The sequence below is a fragment of the Companilactobacillus zhachilii genome, from assembly GCF_003606365.2.
GTDB classification, from domain to species: Bacteria; Bacillota; Bacilli; order Lactobacillales; family Lactobacillaceae; genus Companilactobacillus; species Companilactobacillus zhachilii.
This window is the reverse complement of sequence record NZ_CP031933.2, coordinates 788,504-808,503: the sequence shown is the minus strand read 5'-3', so window position 1 is coordinate 808,503 and position 20,000 is coordinate 788,504. Positions and strand designations below refer to the sequence as shown.

The window sequence follows — 20,000 nt, the reverse complement described above, 5'->3', positions numbered from 1 at the left end:
TTTCAACCTCAGGTTACCAGCCAATACCCATTCCAAAGAATAAATCATTACCTAAATCTTTTAGAGAAGAAACATCCCAAAAACGTGCTATTTCTTCTTCATTTAAATCAATATTCTCATCATGTCGCAACATAGAGGCTTTAACAATGAAGTACTCAAATGTCCCTGTAAAAGCTTTTTCATCTTCCTTACGTAACTCATTCAACGTCTCTTGAACATATTGAGCTGTTTGTGAATTGCCGTGATATTTATTCAAATTTGAACTCAAATTTTCCATCGCTTTGATTACTTTAACTTGATCAGCTTGTTTCATATCAATACCCTCCAACACTGGCGCCCCAGAGATTATTGCCTAAATCAGTAAATGAAAGTGCCTGATGCCATAGTTTCTTTTCCTTAGAGTTCAACTTGATGCCATCAGATAATTTAACCACTGGTGCCTTGTTCAAAAAGTATTGCATGGCTCCAGTAAAAGCAACTCCCTCACTCTTTTTCAATTCAGCTAGGCTCTCATTCACAAATTGTGCGGTCAACGAATTGCCATGTGATTGGTTCAATTCATGACTTAATTGATTCATAACATCAAGTATTTCTGCCTTTTCTACCATTTGTCCTCATCTCCTAAGTCAATTCTAGCAAACCAATGTAACCGTTTCCACAAACTCTGGCGAAATAGCCTATTTTTCAATAGTACCTCAAAACACTTACTTATCATCGATGGTGTTAAACTGGGTAAAAATCTTCACTGGAGACCATCAATGATTAACTTTATTGGAGAATGTCTGGCAATGTTATTTATTGCCTTAATAGGTATTATCACCATAATAAACTTTAATAGCTATCGCAAAGCCACTACCTTAATCAAATTGTCTGGAATTATAAATATACTGAGTTTCCTTACTTTAATAATCACCATTATTTTTTTACACAATCATGCTCCAATAATAACGACTTTCCTATTAGTAGCCACTTGGATTGCTGCGATATTGCATGGTTACGGACAAGGAATGATTAATTGGTCACATCATATAGCCAGAGCCTTAATTATTATTGTTCTAATTGTATTAATGTTTGAGCCATGGATTTAAAAAAAGTACCGAGAATCTCAATAGATTCACGATACTTTTCTCTTAATTCTCATGAGATAGTCTATCCCATTCTTCCTTAGACAAAGTTTTGATATGACCCTTTTCTAACTGTAGTGGTCATGTTTTTTCCTTTCAGTTTATATCAATATTTAACTATCAATCCACTGATGAAGTTTACTAACATCTACTTTGTCGATTGTTAGTTCCTCTATATGCTCAGAAATCCAATTAATATCTTTATTCCACCAAGCTAATTTTTCTAAAAGCTGAATTTCTTCAGCACTAAAACGATATTTTAGAAGTCGGCTAGGATTTCCGCCCACAATCGAATATGGTTCAACGTCCTTGACTACTGTTGTATTCGCGGCAATAATTGCTCCATCGTGAATTTTAACTCCCGGCATCACAGTCACATTTTGTCCAAACCAGACATCATTTCCGACAACTGTATCGCCTTTTAATGGCAAATCGGCCAAAGTTGGAATATGGTCAGCCCAGTCACCACCTAAAATGTTAAAGGGATATGTCGTGATTCCTTCCATCACGTGGTTAGCTCCATTCATCACGAATTCAATTCCCGACGCAATTGAACAAAATTTTCCAATAATTAATTTATCATTTAGAAATTCATAGTGGTGTGTCACGTGATCTTCAAATTTCTCAGGATTATTTTTATCGTCATAATATGTGTACTCACCGACAGTTATATTCGGTCTAGTGACGACATTTTTTACAAAAACCATTTCCGGAATATTGGGATTTGGATAGATTGCATTAGGATCTGGTAAACTCATGAAATCACCTCTGGCTAATTTTGTTTATCATAACAAAAATACGAGTTTGGTACAAAACTGCTATTGCCTTTAAGCATGCGGCATAAACGTGGAACGAAACATAGCTTTTTCCGCTTAAAACAAATAGCGCCAGCAATCCAAAATCGGATTACTGGTGCTATTTGACTTAATGCTCGAAAGCTGAACATGTTTTGTCCCACTCTCATATTTTATGTAGAGGTCACTTTTGTCACAGCCTCTTTTAGTTCCCAAAGTAGTATCTTGTTAATTCCAAAGCAGTCTTAGTCATTACCTTCTTACCATACTCAGATAAAACAGCAGCTGTAACTTTAGTCTTAAAGCTGTATTCGCTAAGTAATGCCAATACATCGCTGTAGCTCATTTCATGCATTTCATCTGTAAACAAAATCAATTGCAAGTAATACTTATCTTTGTATTCCCAAAGGTTTGAAATTCCACTTTCTAAGTGTAATAAATTAGCCAATTGGACATAATCTTCAAAGTCTTTAAATTCAACAATAACAGTCTTCGTAGGTGTATCTGGGTCATTTAAATATGGAGCAGTATCGCTGTCATATTCTTCAGTCCCAACTTTTTCATCATCAAAGTTATTATCATCATTATCGGCTGAATCTTGTAGCCCATTTAATGGCAATGAACCTGTGCCGTCAGAATCGTCACTCTTGCTAATTAACAACTCCAAGCCTGCCTTATTTGGCATGATTTGGAAAGTAACAGGTTGATTATTTGTAAAAGCGTGATCCTTATCAACTTCATCCAAAATACTGTAGAAGAACGATTCAATCTGTTTTTTATTGCCAAGCAAATCCAAAACAGTTACACCACGTTCTTGTAAATCCTCTGTACTAAGAATGACTCTGATCGTGTTCTCATTAAGTCGATCCATTTCCATCATAGTCACCTCAATTCTGTATCTACATTTTAACAGTCTCAAAAACTATTTCAACTATCATACATCGATATTAGAAGTCATTCGAACAATATACTAAAAGTTGAAAAAGTAGTCAAAGATTATGCCTTTTTGGCCACTATTAAATAGCAAATACTTGATAACTATTGAGTATGTCCCATTCTGGATAAACTGATACTTGATATATTTTGAAGTCATTATCAAAATTTCGAATTATTAAAGCGTCACTAAATATCGGTAACAATCAAAATAAATTAAATGCTGTTAGTCAATGTCCATTTTAATGTCGTTGTATAGTGCCCATTTTTGGCATATCGATCATTATTCATATCAAGCAAGATACCATGGTTATCGTCCCAAGATAAATCATTTGAACCATTAGCAATGTCGCCATTGTAAATTTCGGTATCAGCTGACGATAAGATTTTTTCAATATTATCTTGACCCTTAAAAACTAAAACATCATTCAAAGTTTTTGAAGTATCATCAACATCTGTCAAAGGATGGTCCATTGAAACATTGATTTTGGCCGGTATAGCATCAGTTGGATAACTATTATTCGTCACATTGATGGCAAAAGGTGCATTGCGTTTTACTAGTCCTGCGCTGTCATAAGTTTCACCAAAATCGATATCAGGAACAGACATCTTCATATCAATTTGCGGTTGTTGTTGCCAAACATAGGTCGTTACAGGATTGCCAACCGTTGAGAACTTATCAACAATATCTGTATTTGACATTAAATCACCAACTGGAGCATGGTCAGTACCACCTTCTTCTGGGGCGACTTCTTGCCATTTATCACTAATAGCTTGGTATGTGCCCTCAGAGTTTGAATCACTAATAATCGTGCCTGGCACAGGTCTTCCCAATCCTGACCCAACTGGTTGGGCTGGACCTTTTAAATTAACTAGTACTGACTTGGGACCGAGAGTGACTTTCCAAAGTTTATAAGTACCACCAAACATGTACTGGACATCTGTTGCACTGGTAGTATCTAGATTAGACAGGTCTAAAGTTTCTAAATTAGGCATAGAGTTAAACATTGCATAAAATGTTGTGACTTTAGAGGTATTCCAGTTTTTAATATACATTGATTTCATTCCTGAACCCCAGAATGTACCACTCATATCAGTTATATTGGAAACATCCCATTTGCTTATTGGTAAATCATCTAATTTAGTAGTGCCTTTAAAAGTTTGATTTAAATTTTCGACCTTAGAAACATCCCATTTATCAATCGGTAATGATTGAGCAACAATATTTGAAAACGTATTAGACAAGTCTATAACAGACGAGGTGTCCCAATCTTTCAAAAAACTGTAATCAGTAATTTTAGAACTTGCAAAAGTATTCGACATATTCGTAACATTCGCTGTATCCCATTTATCAGCGTTAGATTCTGTAAAATCAATATCTCCTGTTCCATCAAACATATAACTAAAATTAGTTGCTGAATGGGTATCTAGGTTACCAATAACCTTATTTAACTTAGTCGTTTGATAAAATAAGTGATTAAAATCAACAACATTAGACGTATCATATTTTGATAAATTGATTTCCTTAAAACCCGTATTTGAAAACATAGAATCCATTTTTGTAACTTTATTAGTAACTAATGTTTGATACCCTTTTAAATTATTTTCATCAAGTAATTTCGCCCCACTAAACATTTGAGAAACCTCCAAAAGAGAACTGGTTCTCCATTTTGACAAATCGAGCGAAGACAAATTACTACAGTTCTGAAACATACCAGTCATGTTTGTAACACTAGATACGTCCCAATTATCAACTACTGAGAGACTAGCGTTTTTAACTCCCTGAAACATTTGGAACATTGAAGTTACTTTTGATACATCCCAATCAACAATATTTTTAATTTGATTGATATCACCAACGCTATTAGCAAACATATTAGACATATCTGTAACATTACCAATATCCCAAGAACTCAAATCCAACGAATTAAATTTAGCTCCCTGGAACGTTCCTGACATAGAGGTAACTTTTGACGTATCCCATCCTGCTATATCATTTACATTTGTTTTTGTGAAATCAACTTTTTCAAAAGTATTTCTCAAGGAAGTTACCCTTGACGTATTAAAATTATTCAATCCGAATATCTCCCCAGATACTCCACTAAACATAGATGACATTGATTGCACTCCAGATGTATCAAAATTTGAAACATCTAAAGACTTTAAGGATTTACAATCTAAAAACATAATTGCCATATCAGTTGCTTTAGATGTATCAAAACTTGATACATCTAATTCTTCAAGTAGATAATCATTGTAAAACATACTCCCCATATAAATACATTGAGAGGTATTCCAAGTATCCAGACCTAGTATTCTTTTTAGCTTCATATCATTGTAAAACATTCCTGAAAGAGAATACGCTTTCGAAACATCTAAATTAGTAACATCAATTATTTCCACATTGGAAAGGCCACTAAAAATACCGTTACCCCCAGCACCCATGACTGAGCTATAGGGGGTTACTCCTGGCTCCACATAAACACTCGTTATCAAATTCGCATAAGGAGCCCAGTTGCCTCGGCCATATGCTAAATGCCCAGCATGCACCGTCAGTTTTCCATCGCTATCAATATCCCAATTAGCAGTTCCGTTAACCCCACTATGAGTAATAGACTCACTAGAGGCAGCGATTGGCATAATAGTATTACTTCTAGAAACTCCAGACATAGTAGTCGTCGCATTCTGATTCAACATTTGTTGAGCATCGGGAACTGTATCGGCTTTGACCATGGCATATTTCCCAAATAGAACAAAATTAATTCCCATGATTATTTCTAATAATATAATATCAATTTTATCTAAGCGCTTACTTTGAAATCTCATAATTTCAATCATAATCTGTACCCCGCGTTGTAAATAAACAAATTCATATAAGATATTTTCTTTTCAAAGACATATTATCAATATATTCATGGTAGATTATTTCAATTTGAATAAAACCATTTTACCAACTGTGAATCGCGGTCTAATAGGCTTTAGATAATATACACATCGTCAAAATGTGTGTATTATCCCACCTAAATTCAAGAAAAAAGGCGAAAAAAAAGAACCATACAATTTGTATAGTTCCCATTTCAAAAAAAATCACTATACCTAAAAGTATAGTGATCCCAATTTTATTTTTTATAAGCCAGCCATTAGTTGAGCCTTTTGAAGTTCCATTGTTCTGACACTTCTAGGCAAGAATCTTCTAATTTCGTCTTCATTAAAACCAACTTGAAGACGTTTGTCATCCATGATGATAGGACGCTTCAAGAGGCCTGGGTTTGTTTGAACTAAATCTAACAATTGATCAATTGTTAAATCGTCCAAATCAACCTTAAGGTTTTGGAATGCCTTTGAACGAGTAGAAATAATTTCTTCTGTCCCGTTTTCAGTCATTTGAAGTACTTGTTTGATTTCTTGCTTATTTAAAGGTTCTGAGTAAATGTTTCTTTCTTTGTAAGGAATGTCATGTTGTTCGAGCCAAGCCTTGGCCTTACGACATGAAGTACAACTTGGAGATGTATAAATGGTTACCATATATAATCTCTCCTTTCCTGTGTAGTATCAAACTCTTTAAACACATAAATATTGTAACTTACTATCATAATAAAATCTATACTTTTTCAATAAAAAGTTACGAATATTTGTTCGAATTTTACATACTTGTGAAAAAAAGTACCCGACAAATAGCCCTTTATGTAAAGTGTTCACAAATTATATAAATATTAGTTTATTTATTGTATTAGTTAAATTTAATACAGCTTTCATTGAAAACTAATCCTTATTAGACCGCGATTAAACTTCCATCTCTAATCCTTGGAAAGCGTGAACGACTGGAATATCACCTGCATATTTTTGTGATTGTGCTAACATAGTCTCCAAGTCAACCGTTTGTGGAAGATGACTGATCATCAAACGTTTTACTTTAGCTTCTTTAGCTAAAGTCCCGGCCTCTTTAGTATTTAGATGTGCTTTACGTCCTGTGACATCTTCTGGGAAATTAGTGTCAGCAATTAATAAATCAGCATCTTTGGCAAAATCAACTAAGCCATCAAAATATGTTGTATCGGCTGTATAAACCAGAACCTTACCCGCTTTATCAGTAATACGCATTGCATAAGCTGGAACGGGATGAACCGTTTTAAGAAATTCAAATTTCAAATCGCCAATCTGCGTTGGTTCGTAGTCGTTGTAGGCAATTCCCTTTGTGGCATTATCAACAGTTAATTGTGCATAGTTGACAAAATCTTGTGTATGACCATAAATAGGAAGTGGATTCTCCTTCTTAGCGGCAAGCCATTCGTACTGCAAAACACCGACATCTGCTGTATGATCATGGTGATAATGGGATAACACAACAGCATCTAAATCGGTTGGTTTCATATATTTGGATAGCGCATTGAGAACACCACTACCACAGTCGACCAACAATTTTTTATCATCGGACTGTAGTAAATAGCCTGATGTACCAATTCCATTATGTGGATAACCACCGTAAAAGCCTAAAACTGTAACTAACATGGAAAACCTCCAAAAAAAATTTAGTTGAAAGGATTTCAATAATTATGAACATAACATTAAAGCTAGGCACATATAATTTTTTAAAGAGTCAGCTAACAACTGCTGATACCTTATTAAAACCCTTATTTCATGCAAATGCTGACCATCTTTTAATAAAAAGGTTATCGACATTTGCACAATATCGCAGTATCAATGGATTTTACAACCCTCAGAAGAATTTATATTCGTTGACTTATTTGAAATTAAATCCAGATCAAGCCAAGTTGTTCGAAGATAAATTATTTGGTACCCACCAATACTCCTTCAATTCTAACGCAACTGCCACCTTGCAAAAAAGGGAAAGTCCAAGAGAATATTTAATTATTCGCACATTTACCGAAACCAGCCAAATTAAAGCCTGGCAATTGATGCTACAAGAAGAAATTCAAAAACAAATTCAAGGTACAACTGAAGAAGATTTTGGATTCTTCTCAAAAGCTTATTCATTGGTAGATTAGTTTCTTGCCCTACAGAATATAGTCAGTTTCCGCATACAAGCAATTTGATTTTGGAACTCTTTCTTAACTTTAATTATGGAACCAAACAAAAAAGACTAGACAATTTTTATCATCGGCATTTATATCGAGATAAAAAATCTAGTCTTTTTGATTTTATTTTAATTTAAATGTAATACTCCACCAAAAATTTATTCAAAACAACGAATAAACTAGCCGTAAGGAGCAAGAAAATTAGGTCGCCGTGAAGGTGGCGTTAGAGCTTTAGCTCTTACACCACGGGACGAGCTTTGAAACTCGCGTACCTTGCGAGGTTCAAAGTCGAGATTCGAGACCGCCCTTCGGCTCGAATCGGTCCCCACAGCGACCTAATTTTCTTACTCCTGGAGGCGGCCCATTTAAAGATTAAATTTTTGCTTAATACCACGCCAAGAAACTTGGAAACTGATAATTCCGAATAGTCCGTACAAGACGATATAGCCACCATATATTAAGACGATATTCTTCGAAATATGCCGTCCAAAATCAAACATTGCAATCGCCGTAAAGGACTGTATCAAGGCAAAAACAATAGGAATTAAGAATGTTAAGGTATTTTCTCGTCTGATAATTCCCTTGATTTCTGATTCTTCAACACCAATTTTTTGCAATGTCCGTAATTGGCGTGATTGGTAATCATCTCGCAACAAAATCCGCAAGGTTAGAACGCTTCCCAGTGCGACCAATAATGCGACACTGAACAGTGCCACAATAAATAAATAAAATCCGCCACCTTGTTTGAATTGCTTTTTCAAATTACCTTGACGTAAGAAACCTGATTGCGTATAAGTTGCGGCTTCATACTTGTTAGGTTCTTTTTTCATAACTTCGATTGTCGAATCTGCCAGTGATGACTTGAAGTTGACCTTCATATAGTAGGCATCCCGATAATTATCAAGCTCACGTAATTGTGACTTGCTTAAACGATCCCCTTTTCTGAAATCCCAACCATAAAAGGTATCCTTCACTTCACTAGGCATATTCCGATAATATTTATTCGGTACGATCATCATTGGTCCAAAATGCATCGAACTACCATATGGGAATGAATGCCCTTGCTTAGCTGTTTGAATGATTGGAGCATCCTTGACCTCAATATCATGTTCCTTGGAATTATTGTGATACATAATCGATGAATTATAATCAATTTTCAAAAATTCATGTCCATTGATTTTTGGATTATATTTTCGCATTCGTTTGGGTAATGATTTATAGTCGGAATACGACATAAAGGTCATTGGCTGACGAATATATGATTGACTTGACTTACTGTAATAAGATACTAAATTGACCTTGACGGCTGTTTTATAGCTACCTTTCAACTTGGCATTACTCTTCTTCAATTCTCCTCGAATCACTTTCACAGTATCCTTATTAGCCGCTAATTCGAACGGATAAGCACTGTTGTAGTTTTGGTGTACCGCTTGGTAACCAAAGTAACAAAAGGTCAACAGAGCTAACGCTAAAGCCGATAACTCGGTCACAAACCATAAAATCGAAATGTTTTGAAAAAGTCGCTCCTTCATATACTTGAACGAAAATAAGTTAATACCTGAATAAGAAACTGAACGAATCCTTTCCATCACGTTTAAAATAGTTGGCAAAAAACCATAATAAACTAAGTAAGTGCCAAAAATATCTGTTACTACAACGTAAAAAATTTCAACAAGTGGTCGAGATGAATAACTAATTGTTCGCATATCTTTAAAAAGATATAGTGTGGTAACTTGCGCACTTAGCAATAATACGACTCCCAAAAAGCCTGCGGGAATCCGTAACCACCACCGAGCTTTGACAATCGTTCGTCGTTGCTTCTTCCGTAAGATTCGAACAGTCTTAATGGCATTAATCGTGCTTAAAATCAAGGTTGAGGCAGAAAACACTTGCAGTAAAATCAGCAAATTACCCCAGCCTATGTACATGTCAAAATTAAAATGCACCTGCATCAAGTAAAACAGCAACATGCCCATAAATTTTTGAAAAATAAACATGAAGGTAATCCCAATCAGCCAAGCCACTGCTTGCACAATTACGGTCTGAAAGAAACTAATCGTTACAATCACCCAACGTTGCATTCCTAATTTTTCAAAAGTTAAAAACTCATTTCGTTGTTGTTTAACGAAGAAACCGCCGACGTAAATCATATAAATAAACGCAAAAAAGGCGAATAATCCGCTCATAACATTCGTAATATCGTAAATGAAGGTATCCCACCAATGCAGTGCAATGTAAACTGAAGGACTATCCCCAATCGACATCAAAATCCCAAAAATGCCAATGGCAAAACTACATGCCAAAATATAGATCAAATAACTGTCACGCATATTGGACAGACTACGTTTAATAATTTTGCGATACATTGAAGTAATCCCCTCCACCAATCGTTCGTTGCATGTTGATTATTTGTTCAAAAAACTTGTCACGATTGCCCGGATTAACAATTTCTGAGAAGACGACCCCATCTTTGATAAAGATTACGCGACTACAATAACTAGCCGTAAACGCATCATGTGTAGCCATCAGAATCGTCGTTTTCTCCTTTTCATTAACCATCTGCATGTAATTCAACAAAATAGTTGCTGACTTAGAATCAAGCGAACCCGTTGGCTCGTCGGCAAACAAAATTTCCGGGCGATTAATCAAAGCTCGAGCGGCTGCCACAATTTGTCTTTGCCCAAGTGATAATTCATCAATCGCACGGTCAGATAGTTTTGTAATATTCAACAGTTGCATCATATAATCAAACCGTTCTTCAATCAGCTTTTTATTAGACCGATTCAAAGCTAATGGTAAAATAACATTTTCCTTCACATTCAAAGAATCCAACAATTCAAAACTTTGATAAATAAAGCCCATCTTATTTCGACGATACTTAGCTTGATCACGGTCATGCAGTTGTGTTAAATCCAACCCATCAATCATGATTTGACCATGATCAGGCCGTTCATTAGTCGAAATCATGTTTAACAACGTTGTTTTACCAGCACCAGAGGGACCCATGATACCCAGAAACTCACCATGGTCAACCTCAAGACTGATATCTTTAATAGCATGCACAGCATTACGCTTGCGCCCGAAATCTTTCGAAATATTTTTTACAGCAATTTGCACAGTTAACTCTCCTATGCCGCTGGTGGTTTCAGAAAAATTTTCCGAAACCACCAGCTAATGTATTTTTAACTTCTTTTTTATATTCATAAATAAAGTTTTAATCTGTTAATAGCAAGACAGCAAACATAAAATTCTACTATAATTAAAACAATTTCATAATTTATTTTACTTTAAATATAATATGATAAAAATAATAACAAACCTCTAGCCGGAGGGCACTATGAAGTTCACCAGCAGTGACAGTGGTGTTAGAGCTTTAGCTCTTACTCCACGGACGAGTTTTGAGATTCGCGATTTTTGCGAAGCTCAAAATCGAGCCTGGAGACCTTGGCTCCAGGCGGTCCCACAGCAGGTGAACTTCATAGTGCCCGGAGGCGGCAACATAAAATTGACTTTCAACCAAGTATAAATTATTGTTATCATACTATATAGTGTCTTTATTCTAGCACGGAGGAAATTTATCATGGCTAAAATTATGATTATTGAAGATGACCCATCCATCTCCCAACTAATCAGTGAAAATCTCGAAAAATGGCAAATGAATTCTTATATCACTAAGGATTTTAATAATATCATTGAACAATTCAATGACTATAAACCGGATCTAGTTTTGCTCGATATTAATTTACCAGTATATGATGGCTACTATTGGAACCAAGAAATTCGCAAAATTTCCAAAACACCAATTATTATCATCTCATCCCGTAATTCTAACATGGATCAAATCATGTCTATGAACATGGGGGCAGACGATTTCGTTGAGAAACCCTTCTCAATTGATATCTTAATTGCCAAAATCAATGCTTTATTACGTCGAACATACGACTTTACTAAAAGTACCAGTGACGTAATCGAACACAACGGATTAAAATTAAACTTATCCAGCGGTTCAGTTGAAATTGATGACAACAAAATCGATTTATCAAAAAATGAGTATAAATTATTACAACGTCTCTTAAAAGACCAAGGAAAAATCGTCACACGAGAACAACTTTTAAACTTCATGTGGGACGATGAGCGCTTCGTTGATGACAACACTTTGACCGTTAATATCAACCGTCTACGTGGAAAAATCGAGAAATTTGGCTTGAAGAATTACATCGTCACTAAAGTTGGACAAGGATATATTATCCCTAATCTTTTAACTATTTGATACTCTACACATATGATTTCCATTAACCATTATATATAACTAATACCCTAGCCTCCGGGTGCGAGAAATATAGGTAGCAGTGAAGGTGGTGTTGGAGCTTTAGCTCCTACTCCACGGGACGAGTTTTGAAATTCGCGTACTTTGCGAAGTTCAAAATCGAGACCTGAGACCTTGGCTCAGGTCGGTCCCCACAGCAACCTATATTTCTCGCACCCGGAGGTGGCATCTTTAAACCTTTAGTTAACGAGGTAAAACATGACATTTTTTAAATACTTACGCGATCATATCTACTCTATCCTGATTGTTCTAGTAGGAATGACCTTCGTTGAATTGGTGCTTTTTTTAGACCCGCAAGTTAACTTCCACATTGGTACCTTAATTTACACATGGATATTAGCGATGGTCTTTTTAATAGTCAATTTATCTATTTCCTACATGCACAAAAAGGCTTGGTACAAACAACTCGAAAACTATCAAGAGGACTTGTCTAAAGAACTCTTCGGTGCCCGCAATAATGAGCAAAAGTTTATTCAAACGAAAATCAACAATATTTCAATGGAATACCGCACCGAATTGACTGAACTCTATCAAAATCAAAAAGATCAGCGCGAATACACTGAATCTTGGGTTCATGATATCAAAGTACCTTTGGCAGCCTTAAAACTGTCACAAGATGATGATTTGGACCCTGCCTTAATTGCCGAAGAGATTGACCAAATTGATTATCTAGTCGACCAAGCACTCTACTTTGCCCGTTTGAATAATTTCTCAAATGATTATTTGATTCAAGAGCAAGATTTAAATGACATCGTTAAAGCTTGTATCCGCACAAATAAGCGCCTATTTATCAGCAAACGTATCGGTATCAACTTTGATTTAACCGATAAAAAAGTCTTGACCGATGAAAAATGGTTAAGTTTTATTATCAATCAAATTTTAGCAAACAGTTTAAAATACACTGACAATGGTGGTAAAATTTCCATCTTTACTACAACATCTAATAATAATATCGAGCTACATATCAAAGACAATGGTATCGGCATTTCCAATCAAGACATCAGCCGTATTTACAACAAAGGATTCACCGGAAGCAACGGCCGTCAATCCGGCAGCAAATCAACCGGCATGGGCTTGTATTTAACTAAAAAGATGATCGATAAACTTGGACATACAATCACAGTTACCTCACACCTAGGTGAAGGTACAGAAACAATTATTACCTTTTTAGACTTACCATATTACAAGTAAAAAAAGACTAGCTATTTTTCCACTGGAATAAATCCAGAAAAAGTAGCTAGTTTTTTTGATTTTGAATTGTTTTCGTACTGTTGATTGAAGATTCAAAATATACTTACCCCTTGCTATCAGTATCAATGAAATAAAACAGCAACACTGTAATAATCAAGAAAGCCCAACAAATAACCTAGCCGAAAGGGGCAAGAAAATTAGGTCGCTGTGAAGGTGGCGTTATGGCTTCAGCCATTACACCACGGGACGAGCTTTGAAACTCGCGTACTTTGCGAGGTTCAAAGTCGAGATTCGAGACCGCCCTTCGGCTCGAATCGGTCCCCACAGCGACCTAATTTTCTTGCCCCTTTTGGCGGCATCCTCAAAACCTACTTTTTAATTGCCGAAATAACCACCTTTTCAATCTCAGCCAAATCTTGCTTAGTTTCCTCTGCTGATTTCGGTGCCATAACTTTATTATTTTGGACAAAATAAAATAAAATTTGAGAAATGACCATTCTAATAATTGTTTCTGGTTTAATATCAGCTCTAATTTGGCCGGTCTCATGAGCCATTTTCACAAAAACTTGAATAATATCAGAGCCACGTTTCTCAACTAATTCAACAAACTTGTCGCGAACTTTATCTTTCGTCAAAATTTCTGAAAGAACGATTAAGGCGACTTCACGATTATCTACTAAAAAGTGATAGCGATTTTGAACGACAAAATGGATCAGATCTTCAATATTACCCTTTTTAGCAACTAATTCTTTTTGAAAGTCATTCACATAAACTGGAAAAATATTTTTCATCAATGGGGTAATAATAAATTCCAGCAAATCTTCTTTAGTTTTAAAATACTTAAAAATGGTTGCCTGACTCATCCCTGAAGTCTTGGCAATCTCTTGCGTTGAAGTACCATCGAAACCCTTTTTTGAAAAGAGTTCTAAGGCTGCTAAAACAACTTTTTTCTTACCCGTTGGCATATCGGACTGGCCAACCCATTTTTTAAAATCTTGTGAAAGCTCTTGCTCTGCCAAAAAATCAAATCCCTTCTACACTTTACGATAACGTTTTAAACCAAGTACATTTAAGATAGTTAATACTACCAAGAAAATCAACAACGCACCAATTGGCGACAAAATTTGATCAAGTCCTGCACCGCTCATCACAATATCACTCGTTGCTTGACCAGAATATTTAAGCGGTAAAATATAAGCAATATTTTGTACCCAATGTGCCATTGTATCTAATGGAATAATACCCGAGAAAAACACTTGTGGGATAACGATGATAGGAATAAATTGCATCATTTGAAATTCTGATTTGGCAAATGTCGACATTAAAATACCAAAAGCTAAAGCCACCATCGCCAAAACTACGTTCACAATCACAACATTCCATAAGTTTCCCAAAACCTCAACTTTTAGAACGTAAATCGTATACAGCACAATTATCAACGTCTGGACAATTGCTAAAAGCCCATAACTAATCATGTAACCAAACACGATCTCTGAACGTCTCACTGGTGTTGCCAAAAGTCGGTCCAAAGTACCACTTGTTCTCTCTTTCAATAACGCCATTCCTGAAATGAGAAAGACGAAGAAAAAGACAAAGAACCCCATTAAAATTGGCAAAATTTTATCAAAAAATGACGTATCTTTATCACCATAAACATAGCTATTATGAATCTTCGGTGTCTTCGATTGCTTCGATTTCATCCTCATAGCTATTTGCGGATTCATTGCCGCCATAGACGTTAATGTTGATTTCAATTCTTTGATATTCATTGCAACCATCGATGACTTCAAAGCAGCCTTCGTAGCTGTCGTTTTACTAGCATCAGTATTGGCATTTTTAACATAGAAATTACCATTTTTGTAATGAACGATGCCATCAACCTTTTGATTTTTTAAAGCTTTATTAGCCTTCGTTTCAGTTGCATATTTATAAACCTTGATATGATCAACTTTTTTTATTTGACTAACGAGACCGCTTTGGACGTTAATCGTTGCAATATTGACACTCGTCGTAGAGTTAGCGGTAAAAACAACCTTCATCAACGTCAAGACTAGAATTGGGGCTAAAAACATCAAGGCTAAAGTTCTTTTGTCACGCAATAATTCTTTTAAAACCCGTTTAGCGATAGACCAAGTTCTTTTCATTTTCGTATTCCACCTTTAAGAAAACATTTTCGACCGTAACTTCATTGTATTGGGCTTTCAAATTGGCTGGAGTATCATAGGCAATCAACTGACCACCAAGAATCAAGGCCACATCATCAACTAATTCAGCTTCATCCATAACATGTGTTGTAACTAAAATCGTCTTGCCTTGATCCCGCAATTTATGAAGTTCACTCCAAACTTGACGACGTAACGCTGGGTCAATTCCAACCGTTGGTTCATCTAAAATTAAAACTTCACTGTCACCAAGCATCGCAATCGCGAGTGACAAGCGCCGCTTCATACCTCCAGAATATCCGCTAACACGCTTATTCAAATCATTGGTTAATTCGACCACTTCAGCCACGTGCAAAATTTGTCGATTAGCCTTTTGACCAGCTATACCTTTCATATCAGCGTAAAATTGCAAGTTTTCTTTAGCCGTCAAGGCTTCATACAAAGCATCCGTTTGTGCCATATAACCAATTCGATTCAACAGTTGACGATTAGGCATGATTTTCCCAAAAACAGTGGCAGAACCTTTTTGCGTCTTTTCCATACCTAAAATAATTTTAATAATAGTCGATTTACCAGCACCCGAAGGACCAATCAAACCAATGATCTTACCTTGAGGAATATCAAAATCAATATGGTTCAAAACAGTTTCTTTGCCGAATTTCTTAACAACATTCTTCATAGAAATAATTGTATTTACCATAATTGTTTACCTTTCAAATCTGTAAAATTAGTTGGTGAGTGTTTGGTTACTCACTTAATGAACAAAGAATAATTCTTTTTAAAACGTTTGTCAATAACTGTGAAATTTCTTTAGCATCTAACCAGAAAAAAAGGTTCTTTCTCAACTTTGGTTATAGAATCGAATGTAAAAAAGGCTGGATATCTTCGCACTGGTATAAGTCCAGAAAAATATCTAGCCTTTTTCTCATATTCAATTTCAAATAATATGTAATCTTTTTATCGAATCAATTAATTAGTTATACCGTATAAAAAATAACGAATGTATTAGTCTCTGGGTGCAAGAAATGTTGGCAGCAGTGAAGGTGGCGTTATGGCTTTAGCCATTACACCACGGGACGAGTTTTGAAATTCGCGTACTTTGCGAAGTTCAAAATCGAGACCTGAGACGCAAGGCTTTGGTCGGTCCCCACAGCGCCAACATTTCTTGCACCCAGAGACGGCAACTAACCAAATTTAAGAGAGAACAAAAAAATACCCGTGAAGTAAAAGCTTCACAGGCATTTATTCTTTATCATTGCTTCGAACAGTTAACAACAGTATGCCTCCATTTCCCTATGCAGTGCTTCTAGTGAAATGTCATGGTCGTTGTTCTTAGATTCTCTGACTGCCTTCTCATAGAGTCGATCGTCCAAATCGTCTTCTATTTTTTCGACAGCTACCGAGCGAAGAAAAGCAGATACGCTTATATTCTTAGATTTTGCATAGTTCTTAATCAGCTTTTCGTCCTGTTCATCCAAATCTAAAGCTATAACTGCCATTTCTCGTCACCTACCTTATTTTCAAATACAGTGTATATTGTCGAACAACTTTTTTCAATAGTTATCTTATTCACAATTCAACTTTATATAAAAGATATTCTATAATTTGATTAATAATTATTTAATTTAAATATAACCGCCATTATAATTTATTCTTTCATTTGGCATACAAAATAAAAATAGGTCTACCACTGAAAGCGGTAACCCTATTTAGACTAATCTTTTTAACTTAATCGACGATTCTAGTCAATTAGTCAATTTATTTGCTTATTTTTTGGTACCAACAATTTTAATAATTGTTACTATCCGAATTTAAAAATCACTAATTAATTCGAATATTTCTACATTTTAAGTGTCAAAGCATTCAATGCAACAACCACCGTTGACAATGACATAACCACAGCACCGACGGCAGGACTTAGGACAAAGCCAACACCTGCTAGAACTCCGGCTGCTAGTGGAATGGCTAAGATATTATAACCAGCCCCCCACCAGAGATTCTCAATCGTCTTACGGTAGGTATTGTGTGATAGTTTGAAGAATTTGATAATATCACTTGGATCTGAATTATAGAGAACAACATCGGCTGAATCAATTGCGACATCTGTTCCGGCACCAATTGCGACACCGATTGTTGCTGAAGCCAAACTAGGTGCATCATTGATCCCATCACCGACCATCATGACATGATGACCATCAAGTTCGAGTTGTTTAATAACGTTGTGCTTATCTTCAGGTAATAATTCGCCTCTGAATTCATCAATACCCATTTGTTTAGCCATAATGGCAGCAGCTTCTTTATTATCACCAGTCAACATGATTGGGGTAATATTTCTAGCTTTTAATTCTTTAATAAATTCAACCGTATTCTTCTTAATCGTGTCACCCAAAGCAACAAATCCTAATACTTTGTTATCAGTAACTAGAAAACTAATGGTGTTACCTTTATCCAAATATGCTTGAACTAATTGCTTATCGACAGTAATTTTATTTTCGTTAAGATACTTCATATTAATTAAGTAGTATTCGTTGTTATCTAAAGTACCGCTCATACCATAACCTTTAAGAGCTTTAATGTTATCCAAAGCAGTTGGTGTAACGTTTTGTTCTTTAGCATATTGAACAACACTATTAGCGATTGGATGACTTGACCCACTTTCAATACCAGCAATAAGTGACAATAATTTCTTATCATCAACTGACTTATCCATACTTTGAAGTCCGTTGACGTTAAACTTACCCTCAGTTAACGTACCAGTTTTATCCATAGCAATGTAATCAATCTTACGACTGTTTTCGATTGCTTGGTTATCACGAATAATCAATCCATTTGTGGCAGCGATTGAAGTGCTACGTGACATAACCAAAGGAATGGCCAAACCTAAAGCGTGGGGACATGCGATAACTAAAACAGTAACTAATCTGTTCAAAGCCGTATTCATATCACCGAAAATCAACCAGTAAATAAATGATAAAATTCCGGCCGTCAAAGCAGCATAGAACAACCAACTAGATACCTTATCAGCTAACATTTGCGTCTTAGAACGATTGTTTTGGGCATCAGATACCAACTTACTTATTTGTGACAAATAGCCTTCTCCAGCCGATTTATCAACTTTAACCTTAATTGTGCTATCACCGTTGATTGATCCACCGACCACTTTACTACCGAGTTCCTTTTTAACAGCTTTGGACTCACCAGTAATCAATGATTCATTGATATAGCCAGAACCGGCAATAATATGTCCATCAAGTGGCACTGATTCACCGGCACGGACTTCAACGACATCACCTGATTTAACCATTGAGATATCGTGATCCATCGTTTTATCGCCATGAACCATGTGAACTTGATTTGGTACTAGTGAAGCAATTTTTTGTAACGCATTACCAGCGCTCATAGTCGACTTCATTTCAATCCAGTGACCTAACAACATGATGACGATCAATGAAGCTAATTCCCAGAAGAAATCCATGATTCGATTTGACGAATGTAACAAATCATTCATAACGAACGCATAAAGACTATAAATATAAGCAACACTGATACCCATAGTAATCAAAGTCATCATGGCTGGTTGCTTTTCTGACAATTCACCTTTAGCCCCCGTTAAAAATGGTTTCCCACCGTAGAAATAAAGCGCTGTGGACAAAATCAAAACGATCCAATCTGAACCAGGGAATTGAAATTGAAATGGTAGATGCATCCCCATAAATGGTGACAAAATAAATACTGGAATCGCTAAAGCTAGTGAAATCCAAAACTTTTGTCTTAAATCACCCATGTCCATCATATGACCACCGTGCATCATCATATCGTGACCACTGGACATATCCATTTTCATGTCTTTCATATCTGCATGTTTCATATCCATATCTTTCATAAAATCATCCCCTTAGTTCAATTCAGCTTCCAAGCAGTCACATTCGACTTCTTCAGGTGCTGTCTGAGCTTTTTTATTTAATGTTGCTATCATTTGCGAAATATCACTTTGCGAAATATCTGAATTCTCAATCAAATCATTAATTGCACTACCCTTACGCATACAACAGATGCTATCAAATAGTTCATTAACACTTTCATGAATTGCTTCATTCTCTTGAATCATTGGCTGATAAATATAAGGACGCTTTGTTTCCTCAGCTTTGAGAAAATGTTTCTTTTGAAGCCGAATCATCAAAGTCTTAATCGTGGCAGCTTTCCAATCTGTTTTACGTTCAAGGATCTCGATGACTTGCTTACTTGTGGCTTCACCTAATGTCCAAATGATTCGCATCACTTGCCATTCAGCACGACTCATCGTTTCAACCTCTTTCATGTCATTTCCTCCTCAATCTATGTTTACATTTGTAATCTCTTTTACACTTCTTAGTTTACAACTGTAAATTTAAAAAGTAAAGTATAATGATTATTTTTAGGGGCCGCCTCCAGGA

At 35.8% G+C, this 20,000-nt stretch carries 19 protein-coding genes; 4 read left to right on the top strand and 15 right to left on the bottom strand.

Annotated features, from left to right (window positions below; genetic code table 11):
- Positions 1 to 13 precede the first annotated feature (13 nt).
- Positions 14 to 313, bottom strand: a complete 300-nt coding sequence (locus D1B17_RS03475) for a hypothetical protein (RefSeq protein WP_120143019.1) — start codon at positions 311 to 313, stop codon at positions 14 to 16.
- A 1-nt stretch (position 314) separates the two neighbouring features.
- Positions 315 to 608: a hypothetical protein gene (locus D1B17_RS03470; RefSeq protein ID WP_120143020.1), complete on the bottom strand. Its 294-nt coding sequence runs from the start codon at positions 606 to 608 to the stop codon at positions 315 to 317.
- A gap of 150 nt (positions 609 to 758) precedes the next feature.
- Between D1B17_RS03470 and D1B17_RS03465 the strand changes: the two genes are divergently transcribed.
- Entirely contained in the window at positions 759 to 1,088 is a 330-nt protein-coding gene (locus D1B17_RS03465) for a hypothetical protein (RefSeq protein WP_120143021.1), read from the top strand.
- 149 nt (positions 1,089 to 1,237) lie between these two features.
- Here D1B17_RS03465 and D1B17_RS03460 read toward each other — a convergent pair whose 3' ends face one another.
- The 5 genes from D1B17_RS03460 to D1B17_RS03440 form a co-directional block, all read right to left on the bottom strand.
- Positions 1,238 to 1,882, bottom strand: coding sequence for a Vat family streptogramin A O-acetyltransferase (locus D1B17_RS03460; RefSeq protein WP_120143022.1), 645 nt, complete (start codon positions 1,880 to 1,882; stop codon positions 1,238 to 1,240).
- Positions 1,883 to 2,123: 241 nt separating this feature from the next.
- On the bottom strand, positions 2,124 to 2,795 hold the full coding sequence (locus D1B17_RS03455) for an adaptor protein MecA (protein ID WP_120143023.1): 672 nt from the start codon (positions 2,793 to 2,795) through the stop codon (positions 2,124 to 2,126).
- A gap of 272 nt (positions 2,796 to 3,067) precedes the next feature.
- Positions 3,068 to 5,689 (bottom strand): BspA family leucine-rich repeat surface protein, encoded by a 2,622-nt coding sequence (locus D1B17_RS03450; RefSeq protein ID WP_120143024.1) that lies wholly within the window; start codon positions 5,687 to 5,689, stop codon positions 3,068 to 3,070.
- Between the two features lie 288 nt (positions 5,690 to 5,977).
- Positions 5,978 to 6,376, bottom strand: coding sequence for a transcriptional regulator SpxA (gene spxA, locus D1B17_RS03445; protein WP_057892338.1), 399 nt, complete (start codon positions 6,374 to 6,376; stop codon positions 5,978 to 5,980).
- A gap of 258 nt (positions 6,377 to 6,634) precedes the next feature.
- Positions 6,635 to 7,360: an MBL fold metallo-hydrolase gene (locus tag D1B17_RS03440; RefSeq protein WP_120143025.1), complete on the bottom strand. Its 726-nt coding sequence runs from the start codon at positions 7,358 to 7,360 to the stop codon at positions 6,635 to 6,637.
- A 44-nt stretch (positions 7,361 to 7,404) separates the two neighbouring features.
- On the opposite strand from D1B17_RS03440, the gene D1B17_RS03435 reads away from it, so the two are divergent.
- Positions 7,405 to 7,857: a hypothetical protein gene (locus tag D1B17_RS03435; RefSeq protein WP_120143026.1), complete on the top strand. Its 453-nt coding sequence runs from the start codon at positions 7,405 to 7,407 to the stop codon at positions 7,855 to 7,857.
- Between the two features lie 395 nt (positions 7,858 to 8,252).
- Here the strand turns inward: D1B17_RS03435 and D1B17_RS03430 are convergent, their stop codons facing one another.
- Positions 8,253 to 10,253, bottom strand: a complete 2,001-nt coding sequence (locus tag D1B17_RS03430) for an ABC transporter permease (protein WP_120143027.1) — start codon at positions 10,251 to 10,253, stop codon at positions 8,253 to 8,255.
- Complete coding sequence (locus D1B17_RS03425) at positions 10,234 to 11,004, bottom strand: ABC transporter ATP-binding protein (RefSeq protein WP_120143028.1); 771 nt, start codon at positions 11,002 to 11,004, stop codon at positions 10,234 to 10,236. The genes D1B17_RS03430 and D1B17_RS03425 overlap by 20 nt, the downstream gene beginning before the upstream one ends.
- A 463-nt stretch (positions 11,005 to 11,467) precedes the next feature.
- Here D1B17_RS03425 and D1B17_RS03420 point away from each other — a divergent pair, with 463 nt between their 5' ends.
- Entirely contained in the window at positions 11,468 to 12,157 is a 690-nt protein-coding gene (locus tag D1B17_RS03420; RefSeq protein WP_120143030.1) for a response regulator transcription factor, read from the top strand.
- 255 nt (positions 12,158 to 12,412) lie between these two features.
- Positions 12,413 to 13,405: a sensor histidine kinase gene (locus tag D1B17_RS03415; protein WP_120143031.1), complete on the top strand. Its 993-nt coding sequence runs from the start codon at positions 12,413 to 12,415 to the stop codon at positions 13,403 to 13,405.
- 368 nt (positions 13,406 to 13,773) lie between these two features.
- Here the strand turns inward: D1B17_RS03415 and D1B17_RS03410 are convergent, their stop codons facing one another.
- The 6 genes from D1B17_RS03410 to D1B17_RS03385 form a co-directional block, all read right to left on the bottom strand.
- Complete coding sequence (locus D1B17_RS03410) at positions 13,774 to 14,424, bottom strand: TetR/AcrR family transcriptional regulator (protein ID WP_120143032.1); 651 nt, start codon at positions 14,422 to 14,424, stop codon at positions 13,774 to 13,776.
- 15 nt (positions 14,425 to 14,439) lie between these two features.
- Positions 14,440 to 15,549 carry an ABC transporter permease gene (locus D1B17_RS03405; RefSeq protein ID WP_120143033.1) on the bottom strand — a complete coding sequence of 370 codons (1,110 nt, stop codon included), beginning with the start codon at positions 15,547 to 15,549 and terminating at the stop codon, positions 14,440 to 14,442.
- Positions 15,524 to 16,267: an ABC transporter ATP-binding protein gene (locus D1B17_RS03400; RefSeq protein ID WP_120143034.1), complete on the bottom strand. Its 744-nt coding sequence runs from the start codon at positions 16,265 to 16,267 to the stop codon at positions 15,524 to 15,526. Before D1B17_RS03400 ends, D1B17_RS03405 begins: the two co-directional genes overlap by 26 nt.
- Positions 16,268 to 16,835: 568 nt before the next feature.
- A complete protein-coding gene (gene relB, locus D1B17_RS03395; protein ID WP_120143035.1) occupies positions 16,836 to 17,066 on the bottom strand; it encodes a type II toxin-antitoxin system RelB family antitoxin in 231 nt (76 codons plus the stop codon).
- A 341-nt stretch (positions 17,067 to 17,407) separates the two neighbouring features.
- The gene (locus D1B17_RS03390; RefSeq protein ID WP_120143036.1) at positions 17,408 to 19,450 is read right to left on the bottom strand and encodes a heavy metal translocating P-type ATPase; all 2,043 of its coding nucleotides are present in this window, start codon (positions 19,448 to 19,450) and stop codon (positions 17,408 to 17,410) included.
- A 12-nt stretch (positions 19,451 to 19,462) separates the two neighbouring features.
- Entirely contained in the window at positions 19,463 to 19,885 is a 423-nt protein-coding gene (locus D1B17_RS03385) for a CopY/TcrY family copper transport repressor (RefSeq protein WP_120143037.1), read from the bottom strand.
- Positions 19,886 to 20,000: the final 115 nt, after the last annotated feature.